This is a genomic window from Streptomyces sp. NBC_00576, assembly GCF_036345175.1.
In the GTDB taxonomy this organism is placed as follows: Bacteria; Actinomycetota; Actinomycetes; order Streptomycetales; family Streptomycetaceae; genus Streptomyces.
In genome coordinates, this window is record NZ_CP107780.1 from 386,377 (window position 1) to 405,398 (window position 19,022).

The 19,022-nt window shown below is 68.8% G+C and carries 16 protein-coding genes; 7 read left to right on the forward strand and 9 right to left on the reverse strand.

Annotated features, from left to right (window positions below; all coding sequences use genetic code 11):
- Positions 1 to 134: 134 nt before the first annotated feature.
- The 5 genes from OG734_RS01660 to OG734_RS01680 all read right to left on the reverse strand — a co-directional run bounded on the left by OG734_RS01660 (position 135) and on the right by OG734_RS01680 (position 7,509).
- Positions 135 to 1,454 (reverse strand): ricin-type beta-trefoil lectin domain protein, encoded by a 1,320-nt coding sequence (locus OG734_RS01660; protein WP_330285655.1) that lies wholly within the window; start codon positions 1,452 to 1,454, stop codon positions 135 to 137.
- Positions 1,455 to 1,770: 316 nt separating this feature from the next.
- Positions 1,771 to 3,753 (reverse strand): alpha-L-fucosidase, encoded by a 1,983-nt coding sequence (locus OG734_RS01665; RefSeq protein WP_330285656.1) that lies wholly within the window; start codon positions 3,751 to 3,753, stop codon positions 1,771 to 1,773.
- A gap of 250 nt (positions 3,754 to 4,003) precedes the next feature.
- Entirely contained in the window at positions 4,004 to 5,431 is a 1,428-nt protein-coding gene (locus OG734_RS01670; RefSeq protein ID WP_330293529.1) for an arabinofuranosidase catalytic domain-containing protein, read from the reverse strand.
- Positions 5,432 to 5,927: 496 nt separating this feature from the next.
- Entirely contained in the window at positions 5,928 to 7,064 is a 1,137-nt protein-coding gene (locus OG734_RS01675; RefSeq protein WP_330285657.1) for a ricin-type beta-trefoil lectin domain protein, read from the reverse strand.
- Between the two features lie 55 nt (positions 7,065 to 7,119).
- Positions 7,120 to 7,509 carry a hypothetical protein gene (locus tag OG734_RS01680; RefSeq protein WP_330285658.1) on the reverse strand — a complete coding sequence of 130 codons (390 nt, stop codon included), beginning with the start codon at positions 7,507 to 7,509 and terminating at the stop codon, positions 7,120 to 7,122.
- A gap of 1,152 nt (positions 7,510 to 8,661) precedes the next feature.
- Here OG734_RS01680 and OG734_RS01685 point away from each other — a divergent pair.
- From OG734_RS01685 to OG734_RS01695, 3 genes are all read left to right on the forward strand, one after another.
- Positions 8,662 to 9,036 (forward strand): hypothetical protein, encoded by a 375-nt coding sequence (locus tag OG734_RS01685; RefSeq protein WP_330285659.1) that lies wholly within the window; start codon positions 8,662 to 8,664, stop codon positions 9,034 to 9,036.
- 198 nt (positions 9,037 to 9,234) lie between these two features.
- Positions 9,235 to 9,624 carry an ArsR/SmtB family transcription factor gene (locus OG734_RS01690; protein ID WP_330285660.1) on the forward strand — a complete coding sequence of 130 codons (390 nt, stop codon included), beginning with the start codon at positions 9,235 to 9,237 and terminating at the stop codon, positions 9,622 to 9,624.
- A 319-nt stretch (positions 9,625 to 9,943) separates the two neighbouring features.
- Positions 9,944 to 10,618 carry a hypothetical protein gene (locus OG734_RS01695; RefSeq protein WP_330285661.1) on the forward strand — a complete coding sequence of 225 codons (675 nt, stop codon included), beginning with the start codon at positions 9,944 to 9,946 and terminating at the stop codon, positions 10,616 to 10,618.
- Positions 10,619 to 10,632: 14 nt separating this feature from the next.
- Here the strand turns inward: OG734_RS01695 and OG734_RS01700 are convergent, their stop codons facing one another.
- Together OG734_RS01700 and OG734_RS01705 are read right to left on the reverse strand one after the other, a co-directional pair.
- Entirely contained in the window at positions 10,633 to 10,908 is a 276-nt protein-coding gene (locus OG734_RS01700) for a hypothetical protein (RefSeq protein WP_330285662.1), read from the reverse strand.
- A gap of 155 nt (positions 10,909 to 11,063) precedes the next feature.
- Entirely contained in the window at positions 11,064 to 12,713 is a 1,650-nt protein-coding gene (locus OG734_RS01705) for a trypsin-like serine protease (protein WP_330285663.1), read from the reverse strand.
- Between the two features lie 408 nt (positions 12,714 to 13,121).
- Here OG734_RS01705 and OG734_RS01710 point away from each other — a divergent pair, with 408 nt between their 5' ends.
- A complete protein-coding gene (locus tag OG734_RS01710; RefSeq protein ID WP_330285664.1) occupies positions 13,122 to 14,297 on the forward strand; it encodes a serine hydrolase domain-containing protein in 1,176 nt (391 codons plus the stop codon).
- A 411-nt stretch (positions 14,298 to 14,708) separates the two neighbouring features.
- Here OG734_RS01710 and OG734_RS01715 read toward each other — a convergent pair whose 3' ends face one another.
- Positions 14,709 to 14,951: a DUF6411 family protein gene (locus OG734_RS01715; protein WP_330285665.1), complete on the reverse strand. Its 243-nt coding sequence runs from the start codon at positions 14,949 to 14,951 to the stop codon at positions 14,709 to 14,711.
- 263 nt (positions 14,952 to 15,214) lie between these two features.
- On the opposite strand from OG734_RS01715, the gene OG734_RS01720 reads away from it, so the two are divergent.
- Positions 15,215 to 15,772 (forward strand): hypothetical protein, encoded by a 558-nt coding sequence (locus OG734_RS01720; protein ID WP_330285666.1) that lies wholly within the window; start codon positions 15,215 to 15,217, stop codon positions 15,770 to 15,772.
- A gap of 64 nt (positions 15,773 to 15,836) precedes the next feature.
- Complete coding sequence (locus OG734_RS01725) at positions 15,837 to 16,370, forward strand: hypothetical protein (RefSeq protein ID WP_330285667.1); 534 nt, start codon at positions 15,837 to 15,839, stop codon at positions 16,368 to 16,370.
- 183 nt (positions 16,371 to 16,553) lie between these two features.
- On the opposite strand, the gene pgm is transcribed toward OG734_RS01725, so the two are convergent.
- Complete coding sequence (gene pgm / locus OG734_RS01730) at positions 16,554 to 18,194, reverse strand: phosphoglucomutase (alpha-D-glucose-1,6-bisphosphate-dependent) (protein ID WP_330285668.1); 1,641 nt, start codon at positions 18,192 to 18,194, stop codon at positions 16,554 to 16,556.
- A 143-nt stretch (positions 18,195 to 18,337) separates the two neighbouring features.
- Between pgm and OG734_RS01735 the strand changes: the two genes are divergently transcribed.
- On the forward strand, positions 18,338 to 18,985 hold the full coding sequence (locus OG734_RS01735) for a class I SAM-dependent methyltransferase (RefSeq protein WP_330285669.1): 648 nt from the start codon (positions 18,338 to 18,340) through the stop codon (positions 18,983 to 18,985).
- Positions 18,986 to 19,022 lie beyond the last annotated feature (37 nt).

Genomic DNA, 19,022 nt, shown 5'->3' on the forward strand with positions numbered 1-19,022 from the left:
GGAGAGCCACACCCATCCCGGATGCCACTGCGCACGCGTCAGGAGCGCGGCAGGGTGCCTGCGCGGGCCCGGCTCGGCGTGTATCGAGGTCTGCGGGGCCAGGCCCGCGCGGTGGCGTGCCTGGCCCCGGCCTGTCAGCTCTGCAGGCGCCAGCGCTGATTGGCGCCGCCCGCGCTACTCCACAGCTGGACTTTCGTCCCGTTGGCGGTCCCCTGGCCGACGGCGTCCAGGCAGAGCCCCGACTGCACGGCTGTGATCGTGCCGTCGGGATTCATGTTCCACTGCTGGTCTGCCTGCCCGTTGCAGTCCCAGATCGCCACCGGGGTGCCGTTGCCCGCTGTCTGCCCGACACCCAGGCACTTGTTGCCGTAGACAACCAGCTGCTTTCCGGCGGTATAGGTCCACCGCTGGTTGGAGCCGCCGTTGCAGTCCCACAGTTGGACCTGTGTGCCGTTGGCCGTGGTGGAGTTGTTGATGTCGAGGCAGCGCCCCGACTGCTGGCCTACGACCGCTTGGTCGCTGGAGGGCGGTGTCATCGGCGGCGGATTCGAGCCGAACTGGGTGAAGAACTGCCACACCGCTGCCGACGTCCAGGTGCGCCAGCCGGAACCGGTGGAACCGTCTATGGGACCGGGGTCGTGGCCTCCGTCGAACGCGGCCCAGGTGACGGGGTATCCGGACCTGCATCCGGAGTAGGTGGTGACGATGTGCGTCAGGCTTCCGTTGGCCGGCTCGGGCGGGTTCTGCCGGGTGCAGCCGTTGTTCCGGACGAAGGTGTCACGCAGTTCCCGTCCTGACGACATGGGCAGCACGTTGTCCCTCAGCCCGTGCAGACCCATGTATGCGATGGGCTGAGTGCCGCCGTTGCACCCGCTGAGGTTCGCGCCGGAGTAGGCCGCGACCGCGCGGAAGACCGTCGCCCGGGAGCAGGCGAGGGCGTACGACATCCCGCCGCCGTAGCTGAAGCCGGCGGCGAACAACTGGGTGGTGTCGACGCACAGACCTGCTTCGATCTGGCTGACCATGGCGTCGACGAAGGCCACGTCCTGGCCGCCCGGGTTGGCCCACCCGTTGCCGTTGCCCTGGGGGGCGACGAAGATCGTGCTGTTGTTCGCGTTGTCCGCCAGGCGCCGCAGACCGTAGTAGGACCAGTTGTACCCGTCCGATCCGCCCGAGTCGACGTCGTTGGCCGTGCCGCCACGCCAGTGGAAACCGAAGAAGAGCCGGTAGGGGTGGTTGTTGTCGTAGCCGGCAGGAACCCGAAGGATGTAACTGCGGGTCTGGCCGCCGCTCTGAATCGTGTGTGTACCACTCGTGAGCGCCGGGGGCTTGCCGCACCCGGCGGTCGCCCGGACGGCCCCGTTGGCCGCGGCCGACGTGGGCGCGTCAAGGCTGCTGCTGAACGAGGTGCCCGCAGTTGTGAGGACGAGAAGTACCGCAGCCACGATGGACATTAAGAATGGTTTGCGTTTCATACATGCCTTCTTCCGTTGTCGATAGTTGGGCAGGGAGCATCGGTCGCCCGGGTACGGATGCTGTGTGCGGCGGTACGCCACAACGCATGACAAGAGCCCGGGATCGAAGCCTCGGTGGCGGTGGGGACGTCGACCTTCGGGAATTCGTTCGAGAGATCGAACCGGTTTACCGATCGCGCTCGCTGGAGCGTGGGATCGCGACGGAGGCGGTCAACGACCCTGACGTGAGTTCACCTGTGCGCCGCAGCAGGGGCGTTGTGGTGAAGAGTGCGGGCCGCACTGCCGCTGTGGCCGTTCATACCCCGGCGATGGTCCATTCGTTGTTGGTGCTGGAGTTCGGTGTCCACATCACCGTCGTCGAGCCGGCCGTGGTGCTGCCGCTGCCGTCAAGGGCGGTGCCGGTGCTCCGGTTGACGATCTGGTAGCGGTTGCCGCCGAGACTGTTGAGCGACCACTGCTGGTTGTTGCCGCCGTTCCACGCCTGCTGGCGGACGGGAGCGCCGTTGGCGGAGTTGCCATAACTGTCGGCGGCCATGCCGTTGGTGCGGTTCATGATGCGGTGGTAGCCGTTGCCGAGGTCGATCAGCTGCCACTGCAGGTTCGTACTCCCGTCGTAGTTCCACTGCTTGAGGTTGGAGCCGGCGCCGACGTCGCCCCCGCTGTCGAGCGCCAGCCCGCTGGTCACGTTGGTGATCTTCACCCAGGTTGTGGAGCCGCCCGGCGCACCCAGGACGGGGATCTCCCCGGAGAAGGTGAGCTTGACCGTGTACGCGAGGGCGCTGAACGGCGGGTTGGACGAGGGCATGGTGAAGTGCAGGCCGGAGGCGTCCTGGGTCGGTGCGGGCAGGTTGATGTAGGTGCCGGCCGTGTTGTTCAGCAGTTGCGCGCCTGCCAAGCTGCTGAGGTTGATCTGGTTCGAGTTCAGCGTCGCGATGTTCATGGTGCTGCCCTGCCAGCCCAGCGCGGTGGCGTAGAGGACCTTGTTGTCCCGGCTGCGGGTGAACCGGATGTCCTGGGGTTTGCCGGCCACCGGTCCGCTGAACGAGCCTCCGCCCATCTTGGTGGGGCCCTCGCCGTAACTGGCCCAGGAGCGGGTGGAGTAGACCGCCTCTCCGAAACGGCCGAGCCAGTCACCCATGGCGAGCAGGATGGTCTGCTGCCCGGAGGGGATGGTGCCGTCGGCCGTCGGAGCGATGTTCAGCAGCATGCTGCCGCCTTTGCTGACCCGGTCGATCAGCGAGTGGAGCATTGCCTGCGTCGAGTAGTAGCCGATGCCGACCGTGTAGCACCAGCTGGAGGAGGAGATGCTGTCGTCGGTCAGCCAGTAGGGGGTGAGCAGCCCCGCCGGGCCGCCGCGCTCGAAGTCGAAGACCTCGCCCTTGTTGTTGAGGCCGTCCTTGTAGGTCGCGACCACGTCCTTGTTCCACGCGACCGCCTGGTTGTAGTAGTGCGCGAGGAACTGGAGCCGGTAGGACTCCTGCACCTGGCCGAGGTTGAAGTCCTGCCAGACCAGGTCCGGCTGGTAGCCGTCGATGACCTCGACGAGCTTGTCGTACCAGAGCTTGTTCTCCGCGGCCGAGCCCTGCTGGCCGTAGAGGACGCGCAGCGCCGGGTCCGACTGGGGCGGCACATTGTCGTAGAAGCCGGTGAAGTGGTAGGCGTGGTGCAGCGAGGCCATGAACTTCAGCCCCTGCCCGCGGATGGCCTGCGCGTGCAGCCCCAGGAGGTCGAGTCCGGGGCCGTGCTGGACCGAGTTCCACGGGTTGGAGCGGCTGTTCCACATGGAGAAGCCGTCGTGGTGCTCGGCGACGGGGCCGGCGAACCTGGCGCCCGCGGCCTTGAACAGCTGCGCCCAGGCGTCCGGATCCCACCTGCCGCCCTGCGAGACCAGTTTGGGGGCGAACTGCACGTAGTTGCCGGCCTTGTCGCGGGCACCGTCGATGAAGTTGTGGTACGGCCATGCCGAGGGATTGCCGTAGGTGGCGATGTGGTGCCGGTTCTCGGCCGAGCCGCCGATGTACATGTTGCGCGGATACCACTCGTTCCCGAACGCGGGAACGCTGAATACGCCCCAATGGTAGTAGATGCCGAACTTGGCATCCTGGAACCAGGCCGGGGCCGGGGGGTGTTGGTCCACGGAGGACCAGCTCGCGGTGTAGCTTCCGGGGCCGTCGGTCGCGGCGGCCTCGGGGGCGAACCGCAGCAGGCCGAAGGCCGTGGCCGCACCGGCTGCCGACAGCAGCCGGCGCCGGCTGAGCGGCAGGGAGGAGGAAGACATGGGGGTGCCTCTCAGGGGAATTGACGGAGGTGATGCGGGAGTCGGTGATCGTCAGCCGGTCACCGGATCAGCCGCGCTCTTTGTCGGCGATCACCAGCTGGTTTCAGCATGGAGACCTCCGCTGTGGCTCTGCCGCCACGCGCCGCGCCGGAGGGTGCCAGTGGTCGGTGCGCAGGCGCCCGGCTGGCCGCCGCAGGCAGGCTCGGACTGACCGGGCGGTGCTCGGTCGAGGCGCGGAAGGGGACTCGGCTCAGCGGTAGCCCGCGGCAGTGATGTCGGCCTGCACCGCGTTGTCGGTCGCATCGGAGGGGTAGCCCGCGACCATCGCTCCTTCGTAGAAGGTGCCGGCGCTCAGGTTGGCGCCGCCGCCGGGCTTGCAGCAGTCCCCACCGCTCCCAAGGATGATGGCGCCTTGTTTCTTCATGGGGCTGTATCCGCCGGGAAGTCCGCCGTCCCACAGGGTGGTCAGGCCCCCGGACTGCGCGTTGCCACCCTTGAGGGCGAACCTCGCTGTCCCGTTGTTCTTCAGCATCGCGGTGACGAACTTGCTGGGAAATGCCCGCTGGTTGGTGTTCCAGGACTGGCTCCCGCCGGAGTACAGGCCCCACTCGAGATCGGCCTGCACCCAGGGACCGCTGCCGGCGCAGCCGCCGAACCAGCATTGGGTACCGAAGTTGATCGCGTCCATCGCCCCGGCGGCGTCGGCCTTCCTTGTGGTCTCGCTGTTGCCGTAGTCGAAGCAGCAGCCGTTGTTGACGTGGGTGCCGCTGGTGACCATGTACGCCCCTTCGGGTGCGGAACCGGTCGGCACACCCGTCAGATGGCCGTCCCGCCAGTAGCTGTTCCCGGGATTGATGTACAGCGAGTACGCCTTGGTGCCCCCCGCGGTCAGCGCCTCGGAGGTCGCCTTCGCGGGGCTGCTCTGAGTCGATCCCGGGACCTGGGCCGACCCCTGGTACCACAGGTCGTTGCCGTGCCCGGACTGGTCGCGGACGACCGTGATCACGCATGAGGTGCCCGCGCAGAACGAGTCCTGCGCCGCCGCGTCGGCGAAGCCGCCGGGCGTCAGCAGCCCGATGTCCCTGGTCGCGTTGTCCGAGGTGCGCCTGACCTGGTACAGGCTGCCGTTGTACGAACCGTAGAGCGCACGCACCGTGCTGTGCGCGGCCACGCACGGCGTGCCGCCCGCGGAGTAGATGTCACAGGGGCCCGACCCGCCGGGCGGAGGCGGAGTAGTCGGGGTGCCCCACTTCTGGTTGCTCTGGCCGTTGCAGGTCCACAGGATGACCGCGGTGCCATTGGCCGTGCCCGCCCCTGTGATGTCCAGGCACAGGCCGGACCGGACACCGGTGACGGACCCGTCGGGGTTCTGCCGCCACGCCTGGGTCGCCCGCCCGTCGCACGACCGGATGACTGCCGAAGCTCCCGGAGCCGTCCGGTCGTCGTAGGCGTCCACGCACCGGGTGCCGCTCATCGTCCTCAGCTCACCCGCCGACGTGAACTCGAACGCCTGATTGACCTGGCCGTTGCAGTCCCAGACGTCCAATGTCGTGCCCGGCGTGTCGACGTTGCCCTTGACGTCCAGACACCGCCCCGACGCCGAGCTGACCAGGGGTGCCACGGGTGCCGATGCCGACCACGTCGGCGCGGTGTCCAGCAACAGTGCCAGCAGTGCCATCACGCACACGACGGTGGCGGCCACCGCCGATAAGCGTGGTCTACGAGCGAGGCTCCGGGTCGGAGTGGATGAAGGCTGCATTTCTGTTCCTCGCATACGTGGGGGGATGGGGACAGAGAGAGCCGTGCCTGTCGGAAGGAATTCAGCAGGGAGGCGGCTTCTCCTACCGTCGACCGCTCCCGTCAGCGTGTCCGAGCGCACCCACAGAGAACGCTCAGACATCCCATGTCCCCTAGTGATCCCACGCGCCGAACACACTGTCAATACACATGTCGCACCGCGTCAGAACTCGATCTATTCGATCTTTTCCCTGGTCAGCACGGTATGAGGGCATGCCGAAACCCGCGTCCGGCGGCGGCCGCCGTGCCGGGCGCGGGTGTTCGCGCGAGGTCTTTCGAAGCGATCCAGGGGGAGCGGCGCACTCTTGGCGCCGATCACCTCACCTGAGGGTCCAGTGCCGATCCGCCGGCGCTGGTTCGATGTGTGAGGGGAAGGCTCAGGAGACCGGCAGAGTGGTCCACCGCTGGTTGGTGCCACCGTTGCAGTCCCACAGGACCAGTTGCGTACCGTCGGTGGTGGACGAGCCGGGGTCGTCGAGGCAACGGCCGGAGACCGGGTTACGGTAACCGCCGTTGTACGCCTGCCATTGCTGGTGGGTGCCGCCGTCGCAGTCCCAGATCTCGGTCTTCGTGCCGTTGGCGGTACCCCGGCCGGTGGCGCCGAGGCACTTCCCGAGCGCCCGCAGGGTGCCGTCGGAACGCGCGGACCAGAGCTGAGCGTCGGAGCCGTTGCAGGACCGGATGTCCGCCGCGGTCCCGTTGGCGCTGTTGCCGCCGTTGACGTCCAGGCACTTCCCCGCGATTCCGGAGCGCACCTCACCACCCGCGGAAGACGGCGGCTTGATCCAGCCTGCCGCGTCCGCGGCCTGGACCCCGGCGTTGAAGGCGTCCGCCATCTTGCGGTAGCCGTTGTCGTTGGGGTGCAGGGAGTCGGCCAGGTCCGTCGCGGTCAGAGCGCTCATGTCCACCAGGCGTACGTGCTTGCCGGCTGCCTGCTGGGCCTGGACGATTCCGGGGAGTTTGGCGTTGAACGCGGGCCGGTTGGCCTCCGCGGTTCCGCTGGTGGAGATGATCACGGTGCCGACGAGGACGGTCGCGTCGGGGGCGTCGCGGGTGATCCGGTCGATGAGCGCGCGGATCCGGTCGGGGGCGGTCGGGATCTGGTAGTTGCCGTTGAGGTCGTTGGTACCGATCTCCAGGGTGACCACGTTCGGGCGGTATCGGGCCAGCACGGAGTCGGCGATACCGGTTATCTGGTCGATCCGCCAGCCGGAGTGACCTTCGTTGTCCGGGTCGGACATGGTGCCGCCCCGACCCGAGCCGACGAAGTCCGGGGCGTGCCCCTCGGCCGTCAACTGGTTCCACAGGAAACCCCGGTAGCCGTTCCCGGACGGGCTGCCGACACCCCAGGTGATCGAGTCACCCAACGGCATCAGCCGCACGGCGGCGGGCGCGGCGGCGGCCCGCACGGAGGATGGCGGCTCGGTTCTGGTGGCGGCCGCCGCGGGCAGTGCGGTGCCCACGCCGAGCGCGGCCGTCAGCGCCACGGCTAAAGGTGCCCAGTTCTTCTTCATCAGCATTCCTCACTGGTGCGGGACAGTGGGTGGGGTGAACGAGCCTGCGAACCGGTCAGCGGGGGGTGAAGTCCTGGTTGCCGCCGGGGGTGTTCTTGCAGGGCCATTGGTCGAGCCGCTGGCCGTTCTGGCCGCCGTCGCCGGAGCCGAAGGTCAGCGGCTTGGACAGCCGGTAGGTGCTACCGGCCAGGTAGACGATGACGTCCGAATCGGCCGAGAGCCGGTGCGTGGGCAGCTGCGCCTGGTCGATCGCCGCGAACGGCTGTTCGGCGGTGCCGTTCCCGCCGGGAGCCGCACCGGGCGCCACGTACAGGGCGACGGCCGACGCCTGCCCCTTGGCGGGTACGGCGCCCGCGGCCCCGGCCGTGGCCAGGCTCTGGGCCAGTAGGGCGAGCAGGGCCAAGGGGGCGACCCCGAGGCCGCAGAGCACTCTCACTCGGGACATCGTCATCCTCCAGTGGTGGCGCATGGGGGCCGGTGGGTCGGGGCGAGGGGGATCGGGCGATTCGGGCGGGCGGGGAATCCTGGCGCAACCCGATCGGGTCGTGTTGGTGGCGCTGACAATCCGGAAGTGCCTGGAGGTGCCGTATTCGCAGCGAGATTGCAGAGAGGTTTCGGGGGGAGACGGTGCTCTCGGCTTGACGGGCTGTCAAGGGTGCGGAGGCTTCTGCTCCGAACCTTGTCGCGGAATCGGTTCGACGGCTGATTCCTGCGGTTCGGGGCCGACCGGCACGCTCGAACAGTTGCGGGGTGGAGGCATGCGGATGGTGGCGTGACCTCCCGCCGTGCGGGCGCTGTGGGCCGCGCGGGTATGTCCGACAGCCGGGCCCGGGTGCGCCAGGTGTCTGCCTGTCACATCTGTGAACAGGGACGCAGCCACCGACACCCGCACGACGGAGGACCGGTCCTGAAGGCACCGGCCGAAGCGGCGGAGCCTCGGCCCGCTCGTCGGCACCGCCTTCGCCGCGCGGCACGCCATTGCCCCCACACTCCACCACCCGTACCATCACGTCGAAGCGCTTGCGTGGAACCGATTCGCCTCACGCCTTCCGCCAATGGGTGAACCGCGCAACACGTGACGGTTCCCGGCAGCCCGACGCCGTTCCCCGCGACACAAGGCACTCGGGCATCCTTCGTCGGCCCGGGCCCGCCAGGGCGCGCAGGTCGGTTGCATGCACCGCCGGCACCATCCGTGACGAGTCTCCCGGAGGGGGCTGCGACGCCGTACGTGCGGCCCACCGCCGCGGACTGAGCACCCTTGCACCGCACGGCCGTTGCGAAGTGGCGCCGATCTCAAGAGATGACGCGATAAGACGAGACCTGACCGCCGGCCACGGCTGGTGGCCTCCGCGACGGGGGGTGGGGCACAGGAGCCCTGGCGAACGTCGGGCGCACCGGCTCCGCTCCCGCCGCGCTGCCGCCGGTAGTCATTCGCCGAGCATGAGCGGTCGCGAATATCGCGTCATACGACTTTTTGAGGCTTCCTCGGCCAGTACGGGAACAACAGGGTCGCCTGCCGCAGGCGCTACGTAGGGTCCGGGGCATCGGCGAGGAGGGCGACGCCCGGGACTCGCAGTTACACGGAGGAGATGCCGGTATGAGCAATGTGGAGATCTGCCTCAAGGAGATCATGACTTCGGTCGAGGGCTCGTTGGGAACTGCTCTGGTCGACTACACCAGCGGTATGGCGCTGGGCACTCTGGGGGGCGGCAAGGACCTCGACCTGACCATTGCGGCGGCGGGCAACACGGACGTGATCCGAGCCAAGACCCGCACCATGGAACACCTCGGGCTCAAGGGCGAGATCGAGGACATGCTGATCACACTCGGCAGCCAGTACCACATCCTCCGGCCGCTCAAGGGCCGTGGCGGCAACGGTTTGTTCCTCTACCTCGTGCTCGACAGGAAGAAATCGAACCTCGCAATGGCCCGCCACCAGCTCAAGAGTATCGAGACCCAACTGGACGTGTAGAAGGCTGCGCCCTCCTTCGCCCCGCACGCCCATGACTTGAAGATTTCTTCAACTGGGCACATCCGGATCAGATCAATCCCATGGGCGTGCGGGGCCGGATGCACGAGGATCGATCCGCAAGACCGCCGCGGTGGCACGTACGGGGCCACCGGGCCCGGAGGCAGCCCGTCGAACGCGGCAGGGAGCGAGCGATTCACCATGCAGGTCCCCCTCTACCAGGCCAAGGCCGAGTTCTTCCGGATGCTCGGACACCCGGTACGCATCCGAGTCCTGGAGCTGCTGCAGAACGGCCCCGTCCCCGTGCGCGACCTGCTCAGCGAGATCGAGATCGAACCGTCGAACCTCTCCCAGCAACTGGCCGTACTGCGCCGCTCGGGGATCGTGGTGTCCATCCGGGAGGGCTCTACCGTCAGCTACGCCCTGGCCGGCGGCGATGTGGCCGAGCTGCTGCGCGCGGCCCGTCGGATCCTCACCGAACTGATCACTGGCCAGAGCGAGTTGCTCGCCGAACTCCAGCAGGCAGACCCCGAACAGGCCCTCACCCCGGGCGGCGCATCGGGTGCGATCACGCACTGGCGCCGACCCTGACTCCGCAGGCCACTGGGGACGCCGACGGTAGAACACAACCGCGAAACTCACGAGGCGTTCTGGCATCTGGCCCCACAGTCCGGAGAGTATCGACCGCGGTGACTTCAGTACATGGCTGACAGTGCCGCGGGGCGCAGGACATCTCCGAGCGGAACAACCAACGCTGCCCACCCGTACTATCTCTACGCGGGGGCAGCCTGCAACAGGTGTGACCCGCCCATGAGTCCATCACGGCCCGGCGGAATCACTGCCCAGCCCTGGCGACCGCTCTGCGGGTCAAGTCCCAGTCCGCGACCCGCCCCGAAGAAAGGCCAGCATCATGCCTGACACTGACACCGCTACCACCAACCTGACATCGCAGTACGCAACCCAGGTGGCAGGCGACCTTGAGCGCAACGCCAAGGAGCAGGAGCGCATCGGCGCGGAAATCGACTCGCTGCAGGAACAACTGCGTGCCCTGCAACACGACCACGCCGTGCTGACGAACATGCAAAAGGCGCTCGGCGCCACGGACATCGCCACCCAGCCTGCCCCCGCTGAGACCGCAGCGCCCTCAGCGCCCTCAGCGCCCTCAGCGCCCCGGCAGAAGGCCGCCACGCAGTCCGGCGCGGGCAAGCGGGTGCGGGCGAAGAAGGCCGCCGCTGCGCAAGGCGGCGACGCGGTCACGAAGTCGGCTTCCAAGAACCCCGAGGACGCAACCAAGGCGAAGGCAACAAAGGCGACCCAGCCCACCCTCGTCGAGCTGATCCGCCAGCACCTCGTCGATCAGCACGAACCCCGCTCCGCCGCCGAAATCGCCACCGCACTCGGCCAGGCCCACCCCGAACGCACCATCAAGACCACCGTCGTACGCACCACAGTCGAAGGACTCGTCGCCAAGAGCCGCGTCCAACGCACCAAGCAGGGCAACTCCGTCTACTACACCACCACCGACGCTTCGGAACCGACCACGCCCGCAACAGCCCCGTCCGACGAGCAGCCCAAGGCGAACTGATCACCGGCGCACCATCACTGGGCGCGCCAGTCGCCAACTGTGGTGAGGAGCAGGCCGACGGTGTCGATGTCGATCGGTGCCCGGGCCGGCCGGAGACTGTTGGCGACCTGGGACCCACGACGCCTGGAGCACCGCTTCTCGGTGTCCGCCGCCGCGCCGGCCCGGGCCGAGCGGGCACCGCGCCGGAGTACGCCGACGGCGAGCTGGACCACGCGTTCTCGGTCGACCCCGACGGCTCGCTGGGCGGCACCGCACCGTCTTCTCCGCGCCGGGGTCAGCTTCTCCGGCATGCTGCCCCGGTGGTGGGCTGTGGATGAGCCACGTCCGGTAAGGGCATTGCCCGCGCCTCTGTCCCGGAACGCTCGAGGGCCAGGAATGGGCGCGCCCGCCGGGACGGAGTCCGTGGCGGGCGCGCCTGCGTGTGCCTGGTCGGTGGGATCGGAGGTCAGCCGAAGAGGTTGGAGGAGTTGAGGCCGGTGGCGCCCTTGGCCGCTGCCGCGAAGGTGCCGTTGCCGTTGCCCTTGTAGAGCCACAGGGTGCCCGAACCGGTCCGCGTGACGAGGTCGGCGCGACCATCGCCGTTGACGTCACCAACGGCCGCCAGGGCCGTGGCCGGCTTGAACACCGTCGTGCTCACCAGTTTGCGGCTACCGAGGGTGTACGTACCCGTCGTGCTGCTCGGGTGGATGTACAGAGCGCCGGCCGAGGTACGGCCCACGAGGTCGGGGCGCCCGTCGCCGGTGAAGTCGCCGTGGGCGACGAGCTGGGCATAGGCGTTCCAGCCCGTGCCGAGCCTGGTCCGGCTGCCGAAGCCACCCTTGCCGTTGCCGGGATAACGCCACAGTGTGCCGCCCGAGTCCGCCATCACCAGATCGGGCAGGGCGTCACCGCTGACGTCACCGGGCGCCAGGATCTGCCGGACGCTCTGCCAACCGGTGGTGATACGGGTGTTGACCCACTGGCCCGAGACCTTGTGCCGCCAGGACACCGTCCCCGACGTGGCCCGCACCACGTAGTCGAGGACACCGTCACGGTTCAGGTCGCTCTGCAGCACCTTGTTGTAACCACCCCAGCCGGTCCCGGCCGAACTGCGGGTCGTCAGCGTCGAGCCGTTGTACGTGAACGCGGCGCCACCGCTCGACCTCCTGGCGAACAGGTCGGCCCGGCCGTCACCGGAGGCGTCCGTGTCGAATGTCTGCGCCTGTGTCGCACCCGCGTAGGCGCTGGTCTGGGTGAACACCGGATAGGTGCCCCGCACCCCACACCATTTCTCGCTGTTGGTCACACCCCAGGCGAAGACGCCCACGATGCGGCCACTCACCACCAGCGGGGCGCCTGCGTCACTCATACAGGGTGTCGTGGTGGTGACGTCGTCGTCGGTGGCGGGCTCGCCGGCGCAGGTCATCGCCGACTCCACGAAGGCGTCCTGACCGCCGAGCGCGGTCTTCAGCGCGGTGTCACAGGTGGAGTCCGCCTTGATGGGCAGGGTCGCGGTCTTCAGTACGTCCGACTCACCCGACCCGCCGGTGGCGGTGCCGGTCACGCCCCAGCCCTGGACCGTGGCGTTGGTCCCCGCCGCGTACAGCGCGCTGTCGCTCGCGGAGGCGGGTTTGATGGTGGCGTACGGCAGCGTGCCGTTGAGTGTGAGCACAGCGATGTCGTGCGTGACGCCCGACGGTCTGTAGGAAGGGTGAACCCACTGGCGCTTGACCCCGATCTCGGTGCTGCCGTCGAGATCGCCCCGGTAGGTAGTGCCGCCCAGGATCACGGCCCTGTCCCGGTTGGTGAAGTTACGGCCGTAGACGCATTGAGCAGCCGTCAGCACCTTGTTGGGCGCGATCAGCGCACCGTTGCAGAACCACAACTGGTCCGAGCCGTCCAGGTAGAAGAGCTGGACCATGTACGGAGCCTTGCCGATGGTGGTCTCCGAGCCGCCCACGATCCTGGGGGTGATGGTGGTGGTCGAGGACTTTCCGGTTCCGTTCTCGGCACTGAACCGACGGATGCTGTTGTTCACCGCCGTATCACTGGCGGCGGCTGACGCGGAGTTCGCGGTCAGACCGGTACCGACCAGTCCGATCACGACCGCGGTCACGGTGAGGGACCTGCGTATCCGGTGTCTCCATGAATCTCTGCCGTGCTGAGCGTGAACCACTCGACCTCCAGGGCGAAGAAGAAGTGCGTCTCGGAACATGACTTTCCATCGGATCGCCGACGATTTCCGATCATCGGCAGCACATGGTAACCGCACCGATTTCACCGCTTCGTCCTCAACCAGTGGGATGTGTCGCCCTGTTGGGGGCTCATGGCTGCGCGAGGAGGTGCATCGGGGCAGCGCAGCTCGAGAACCGTTCACGTCCCCGGACGCTGCCCGTGTGGGACCGACCGCCCCACCTGAGGCGAACGACCCGTACGGCCGTATGCAGCAGCGGCACAGGCAGCCGCGCGCCGCACGGCCGATGCTGGACGGGCCCAGGCCTCCCAGCCCGCCCGAGGAGATCCCATGCCGATACCCCGTCGCCCCCATCTGCGTCTGCCGGTCAGCGCCGCACTGGCCTGCGCCTGTGTCACGGCCCTGGTATCCGCACCCGCCGAGGCCGCTCCGCCCGGCTCCGCCGTGGACCGCGCCCTACAGAGCCAGCTCGAACAGCTGGTCCGCGCGCCGGGCGGCCCGCCCGGCGTCATCGCCGTGCTCCAACGAGGGAAGTCACGCCAGATCCTCCGGGCCGGAGTCGCCGACCTCGACACCCGGCGGCCGGTCGAACAGACCGACCACATGCGTATCGCCAGTACGGCGAAGGCGTTCAGCGGCGCCGTCGCACTGCGGCTCGTCGACCGGGGCACGCTCGGGCTCGACGACACCATCGGCCGACGACTGCCCGCGCTCCCCCGGGCCTGGCACGCGGTGACACTGCGGGAGCTCCTGACCCACACCAGCGGACTGCCGGACTTCAGCCGCAGCCCGGAGTTCCTCAAGATCATCACGGCCGATCCGCACCATCGGTTCGACTCCCGGCGACTACTCGACTTCGTGGCCGGCGAGCCACTGCTGTTCCGCCCCGGTTCGCGGTACCAGTACTCGAACTCGGACAACATCGCCGTGGCCCTGATGGCCGAGGCCGCGACCGGGAAGCGCTACGAGGAGCTGCTGCGGCGGTTGGTCTACCGTCCGCTCGGCCTGCGCGCCACGAGCCTCCCGCAGGGCTTCGAGCTGCCTGAGCCGTACATGCACGGCTACGACGTCCCCGTCCAGCCGCCGCCCGCGCCACAGGACGTCAGCGAGCTGATCGGCGCTTCGGGGGTGTGGGCCTCGGGCGGAATCGTCTCCACTCCGAGCGACATGACCAGGTTCATCCGTGGTTACGCGGGTGGCGCGCTGATCTCGCGGGCGACACTGCGCGAGCAGCGCCGCTGGGTCGAGGGGGCCTCTGAACCGGCGGGCCCGGGCAGAAACAAGGCAGGAGCAGCGATCTTCCGCTACACCACGAGATGCGGAGTGGTGCTCGGCCACACCGGAAACACGCCCGGCTACACCCAGCTGATCGCCGCGACACCGGACGGAGAGCGGTCACTGACGTTCTCGCTCACCACGCAGGTGAACGAGGCGTCGAAGCCACGGCTGCTGGAAAAACTGCGCGAGGTCGAGGAGAACTTCGTGTGCGCGCTGCTCCGGAACTGAGCACTGCGTCACCGCCGCACCCAGGCCCTGCTGGCGCTGTCCTGCCCCACGAGATACCCGAGAGCAGTTGGTCGCGCCCGGGCACAGGCCCGAGGCCCTCCGACCGGACCGACCGGACCGACCGGACAGTCCAGCCCCCTAGGGGAAGGCAGCGGGCTGCGAGGCCCCAGAGGGAAGATCGCACCGGCCGGGGCGGGCTCTCAGCACACCGTGGCCCCGCCCCGGCCGTCCGGACAGCTACCGGTCGCGCATCGCCCCACGAGCACGCGATCGGTTCGCAGACCCCCGGACGGCTGCACCGCACCGCAGCATCGGTGTACGCGCCTCCACCGTCCAGGACAGGATCCGTCGCGGCCGTGGAGCCTTCACCAGCCCCGGACAGGCACGCCTGCCGGCATGACCGCGCCATGGTCAGAAGGGCATGCGGCCACGGGCGCGACGCCCGGCCGAGCCGCTACGGCCCACGGCGCGGGAACTCGTTTGGAACGGCTTGCTGAACCACCTGCCCAGTACGCCCGGCGCCTTGCCGCCGGCCCGCGAGCCGACGCCGAGCGAGCGCTGCGCGCCGCGTTCGGGGTGGCGGGACAGACGCGGGACGAAGAAGGCCAGCACGGCCAGGACCACACACAATCCAACAACCGCGGCAATGATCACGAGTCGGCTCCCTTGGCTGGTCGGGCTTGGTCGGTCGGGAGGACACGAGTGCCCCGACTCGTACCCCTTATGTGTCCGCCGACCTGGGTGGTTTCTGCCGGTCGGTCGACGGCGGCCCGGAATGGGCAGCTCGGCATCGCGGGCTCCTGCGCGGCCGGTACCTGACCGCAGCAATTCGTCCCGGCATCCTCGTTTCAGTCGGCAAACCACTGGTAACTCACACAGACAGGTACATATGGGTCACACATCAGGAGGTCTGCCCGATGTCAACAGGGACACTTCTAGCGATCATCATTCCCATCGTGGTGGTGATCGCCTTGGTGGCCGTGGCGGCCTGGCTGCTCATGCGCCGCCAGAAGCTGCGCGAGCGCTTCGGCCCGGAGTATGGACGAACGATGGAGGATGCCGACAGCCGCATGGCCGGGGAGCGCGAGCTCAGGGCCCGTGAGAAGCGGCATGACTCACTGGACATCAAGCCGCTGGACGGCAGGGCCAGGGATCGATACACCCAGGACTGGACCAGCGTGCAGGACGAGTTCGTGGACCGCCCAGAGGATGCCGTGCACGACGCGGATCGCCTGGTGACCTCCCTGATGCACGAGCGCGGCTACCCGACCCAGGACTTTGAGCAACAGCTCAAGGACCTGTCGGTCGAGCACGGCCGCACGCTCGAGCACTACCAGGCCGCCCACGATGTCGATGTGCTGAGCACCCGTCACGAGGCGACCACTGAACAATTGCGGGGTGCCATGGTGCACTACCGGACCCTGTTCGACGAGCTGCTCTCCGACGGCGGCGAGCCCCGTCACGCGCGGGCCTGAACGGCTCAGTGACCAGCCCGTCGCCCCGGTCCGGGAAGCCCGGGCATTCGGGAACGGAGAAGTTATGCAACGCGAAGACACACCGGACAACGCGAGCGGCCTGTCCACCGACGACCTCGCCCACCCTCGCGACACGTCCACACAGAAGGACCCGGTCGGTACCTCGGCCGAGGTACCGACCTTCCCTGGCGAGAGCACGAAGACGCCGAGCGGGCCCGCCGAGGACGAGCCCGCGGGAGCCGACCCGGATACTCAGGACGAGCCGATGGGCGCCGAGTCGGGCACGCAGCACCAAGCAACAGACCCTGCCGCCCGCACCGAGGACGAGGCCCCTCAGCTCCTCACCCCGGAGGACGAGGAAGGATTCCGCACACGCTGGCAGGAGGTGCAGAACGAATTCGTGGACGACCCGCGCGACGCCGTGCACACCGCCGACGCCCTCGTCGCCGACGTGATGCAGAAACTGGCCGCCACATTCGCCGACCACAAACAAGAGTTGGAAGGACAGTGGAACAGGGGCGAACAGGCGGACACCGAGGACTTGCGGCTGGCGCTGCGCCACTACCGTTCGTTCTTCAACCGCCTGCTGGTCACCTGACACAACGCGGCAACGCGACGGCGCGACGGCGGGTGGTCGTCGATGTCGACACCCGGCTGGTGATCGGGCTCGACCGGATCCTGCCGGGCCTGGGCCGGGTCCGGCAGGGTGAACACCCCGTGGTCAGAGCGCGCCGCCGATCGCAGCCCCGGCGGCGGCGCCCTCACGAGGGTCTCGTCCGCGTCAGGTGCCCAGCGCCGTGAGCACCACGGACTTGGCCTCCTCCTGGATCCGGCTCAGATGGTCGGGGCCGAGGAAGGACTCCGCGTAGATCTTGTACACGTCCTCGGTGCCCGAAGGACGGGCCGCGAACCAGGCGTTGGCGGTGGCGACCTTGATGCCGCCGAGGGCGGCGCCGTTGCCAGGGGCCTCGGTGAGCACCGTGGTTACCGCCTCACCGGCGAGGGTGTCGGCGGTGACCTGGCGGGGGGAGAGCTTGGCGAGCAGCGACTTCTCCTCGCGGGAGGCCGGGGCGTCGACGCGTGCGTAGGCGGGGGCACCGAAGCGGTCGGTGAGCCGCGCATAGTGCTGCGACGGAGTCTGGCCGGTGACGGCCGTGATCTCGGAGGCGAGCAGGGCCAGGATGATGCCGTCCTTGTCGGTAGTCCACACCGAGCCGTCGCGGCGCAGGAAGGACGCGCCCGCCGACTCCTCGCCGCCGAAGCCGAGCGTTCCGTCGGACAGGCCGTCCACGAACCACTTGAATCCGACCGGGACTTCGACCAGCTGCCGGCCGACGTCCGCCGCGACCCGGTCGATCATGCTGGACGACACCAGGGTCTTGCCGATCCCGGCGCCCGCGGGCCACTGCTCCCGGTGCGAGAACAGGTACGAAATGGCCACGGCCAGGTAGTGGTTGGGGTTCATCAGGCCCCCGTCCGGCGTGACGATGCCGTGCCGGTCGGCGTCGGCGTCGTTGCCGGTGGCGATGTCGAACCGGTCGCGCTGCTCGATGAGCGAGGCCATGGCGTACGGCGAGGAGCAGTCCATACGGATCTTGCCGTCCCAGTCCAGCGTCATGAAACGCCAGGTGGGGTCGGTGAGCGGGTTCACCACGGTGAGGTCGAGCCTGTGCTGTTCGGCGATCCGGCCCCAGTAGGCGACAGAGGCGCCGCCGAGCGGATCGGCGCCGATGCGTACTCCGGCGGACCGGATCGCCTCCAGGTCCAGCACGTTCGGCAGGTCGGCGACATAGGTGCCGAGGAAGTCGTGGCGGCCGGTACCGGGTGCGGCCAGGGCGCGGGTGTAGGGGATGCGCCGTACGTCCTTCAGACCGCCGGTGATGATCTCGTTGGCGCGGTCCTGGATCCAGGAGGTCGCCTCGGAACCGGCGGGGCCGCCGTTCGGCGGGTTGTACTTGAAGCCGCCGTCGGCGGGCGGGTTGTGCGAGGGGGTGACCACCACGCCGTCGGCCAGGCCGGACGTGCGGCTGCGGTTGTGGGTGAGGATGGCGTGCGAGACCGCCGGTGTGGGTGTGTAGCCGTCGGCCTGGTCGATGAGGACGCTCACGTCGTTGGCGGCGAACACCTCAAGAGCCGTGATCCGCGCGGGCTCCGACAGGGCGTGCGTGTCGGCGCCGAGGAAGAGGGGGCCGTCGGTGCCCTGGGCGGTGCGGTACTCGCAGATGGCCTGGCTGGTGGCCGCGATGTGGTCCTCGTTGAACGCCGCGGCGAGGGACGAACCCCGGTGTCCCGAGGTGCCGAAAGCCACCCGTTGCCCGGGCTCGGCCGGGTCGGGGTGCAGTGCGTAGTACGCCGTGACCAGGCGGGCCACATCGATGAGGTCCTCGGGTCCGGCGACCTGCCCTGCTCGCGCGTCCTGCATTTCCCGCTCCTCCGCAATGGCCGACCGTTGGGTACGGCCCTCATTCTCCCCCGCCCGGCCCACCGGGACGCGCACCGGGCGGCCGTTGTGGCAACGGTCCGGCGGATGCGACGATGCGGGTCGGCTAGCGAAGGGACACCGACGTGAGGCACGAGGACCAACGGCCGCCCGCTGCCGTGCTGTTCGACGCGCTGGGCGCCGACTACGAGAAGGCGTTCGCCCACGCCCCCGCGCACCTGTCCGCTCTGGAGTGGCTGATCGAGCGGCTGCCGCCCACCGCGCGGGCACTGGACGTCGGCAGCGGCACCGGGCGACCCACCGCGGCCGCGCTCATCGAGGCAGGGCACACGGTGCTGGGGGTCGACGTCTCACCCGTCATGGTCGAACTCGCCACCCGTCAGGTCCCGGAGGCCGAGTTCCACTGCGGCGACATCCGGGACCTCCCCTTCGAGGCGGACTCGTTCGACGGTGTGTGCGTGTTCTTCTCGCTGCTGCAGATGCCCCGCGCCGAACAGTCGGCTCTGATGCGGCGCCTCGCCCTGGCCCTGAAGCCCGGCGGGCATCTGGTGCTGGCCACCGTGCCGGCGGACGTGGAGGACATCGAGGTGACCTTCATGGGCCAGCCGGTCCGCGCGACGAGCTTCTCCGAGGAGGACTTCACCGGCATGGTGGAGGCGGCAGGGCTGACGGTGCTGTCCCGGCACAGCACCACCTTCGCCCCGGACCACCCCAGCGCCACGCCCGAACCCCACCTCTTCCTGCACTGCCGCCGTGACGAGACCGGGCGCTGACACTCAGTCGCTTTCCGTGTACGGCCGACGTCCCGGG

Bases quoted from the DNA above. Each gene is read 5' to 3' on its own strand.
- OG734_RS01700 (WP_330285662.1), bottom strand. From the start codon at position 10,908: ATGCCGGAGAAGCTGACCCCGGCGCGGAGAAGACGGTGCGGTGCCGCC.
- OG734_RS01665 (WP_330285656.1), bottom strand. From the start codon at position 3,753: ATGTCTTCCTCCTCCCTGCCGCTCAGCCGGCGCCGGCTGCTGTCGGCA.
- OG734_RS01680 (WP_330285658.1), bottom strand. From the start codon at position 7,509: ATGTCCCGAGTGAGAGTGCTCTGCGGCCTCGGGGTCGCCCCCTTGGCC.
- OG734_RS01695 (WP_330285661.1), top strand. From the start codon at position 9,944: ATGCCTGACACTGACACCGCTACCACCAACCTGACATCGCAGTACGCA.
- OG734_RS01670 (WP_330293529.1), bottom strand. From the start codon at position 5,431: ATGGCACTGCTGGCACTGTTGCTGGACACCGCGCCGACGTGGTCGGCA.
- OG734_RS01675 (WP_330285657.1), bottom strand. From the start codon at position 7,064: ATGAAGAAGAACTGGGCACCTTTAGCCGTGGCGCTGACGGCCGCGCTC.
- OG734_RS01725 (WP_330285667.1), top strand. From the start codon at position 15,837: ATGCAACGCGAAGACACACCGGACAACGCGAGCGGCCTGTCCACCGAC.
- pgm (WP_330285668.1), bottom strand. From the start codon at position 18,194: ATGCAGGACGCGCGAGCAGGGCAGGTCGCCGGACCCGAGGACCTCATC.
- OG734_RS01660 (WP_330285655.1), bottom strand. From the start codon at position 1,454: ATGTCCATCGTGGCTGCGGTACTTCTCGTCCTCACAACTGCGGGCACC.
- OG734_RS01690 (WP_330285660.1), top strand. From the start codon at position 9,235: ATGCAGGTCCCCCTCTACCAGGCCAAGGCCGAGTTCTTCCGGATGCTC.
- OG734_RS01720 (WP_330285666.1), top strand. From the start codon at position 15,215: ATGTCAACAGGGACACTTCTAGCGATCATCATTCCCATCGTGGTGGTG.
- OG734_RS01685 (WP_330285659.1), top strand. From the start codon at position 8,662: ATGAGCAATGTGGAGATCTGCCTCAAGGAGATCATGACTTCGGTCGAG.
- OG734_RS01710 (WP_330285664.1), top strand. From the start codon at position 13,122: ATGCCGATACCCCGTCGCCCCCATCTGCGTCTGCCGGTCAGCGCCGCA.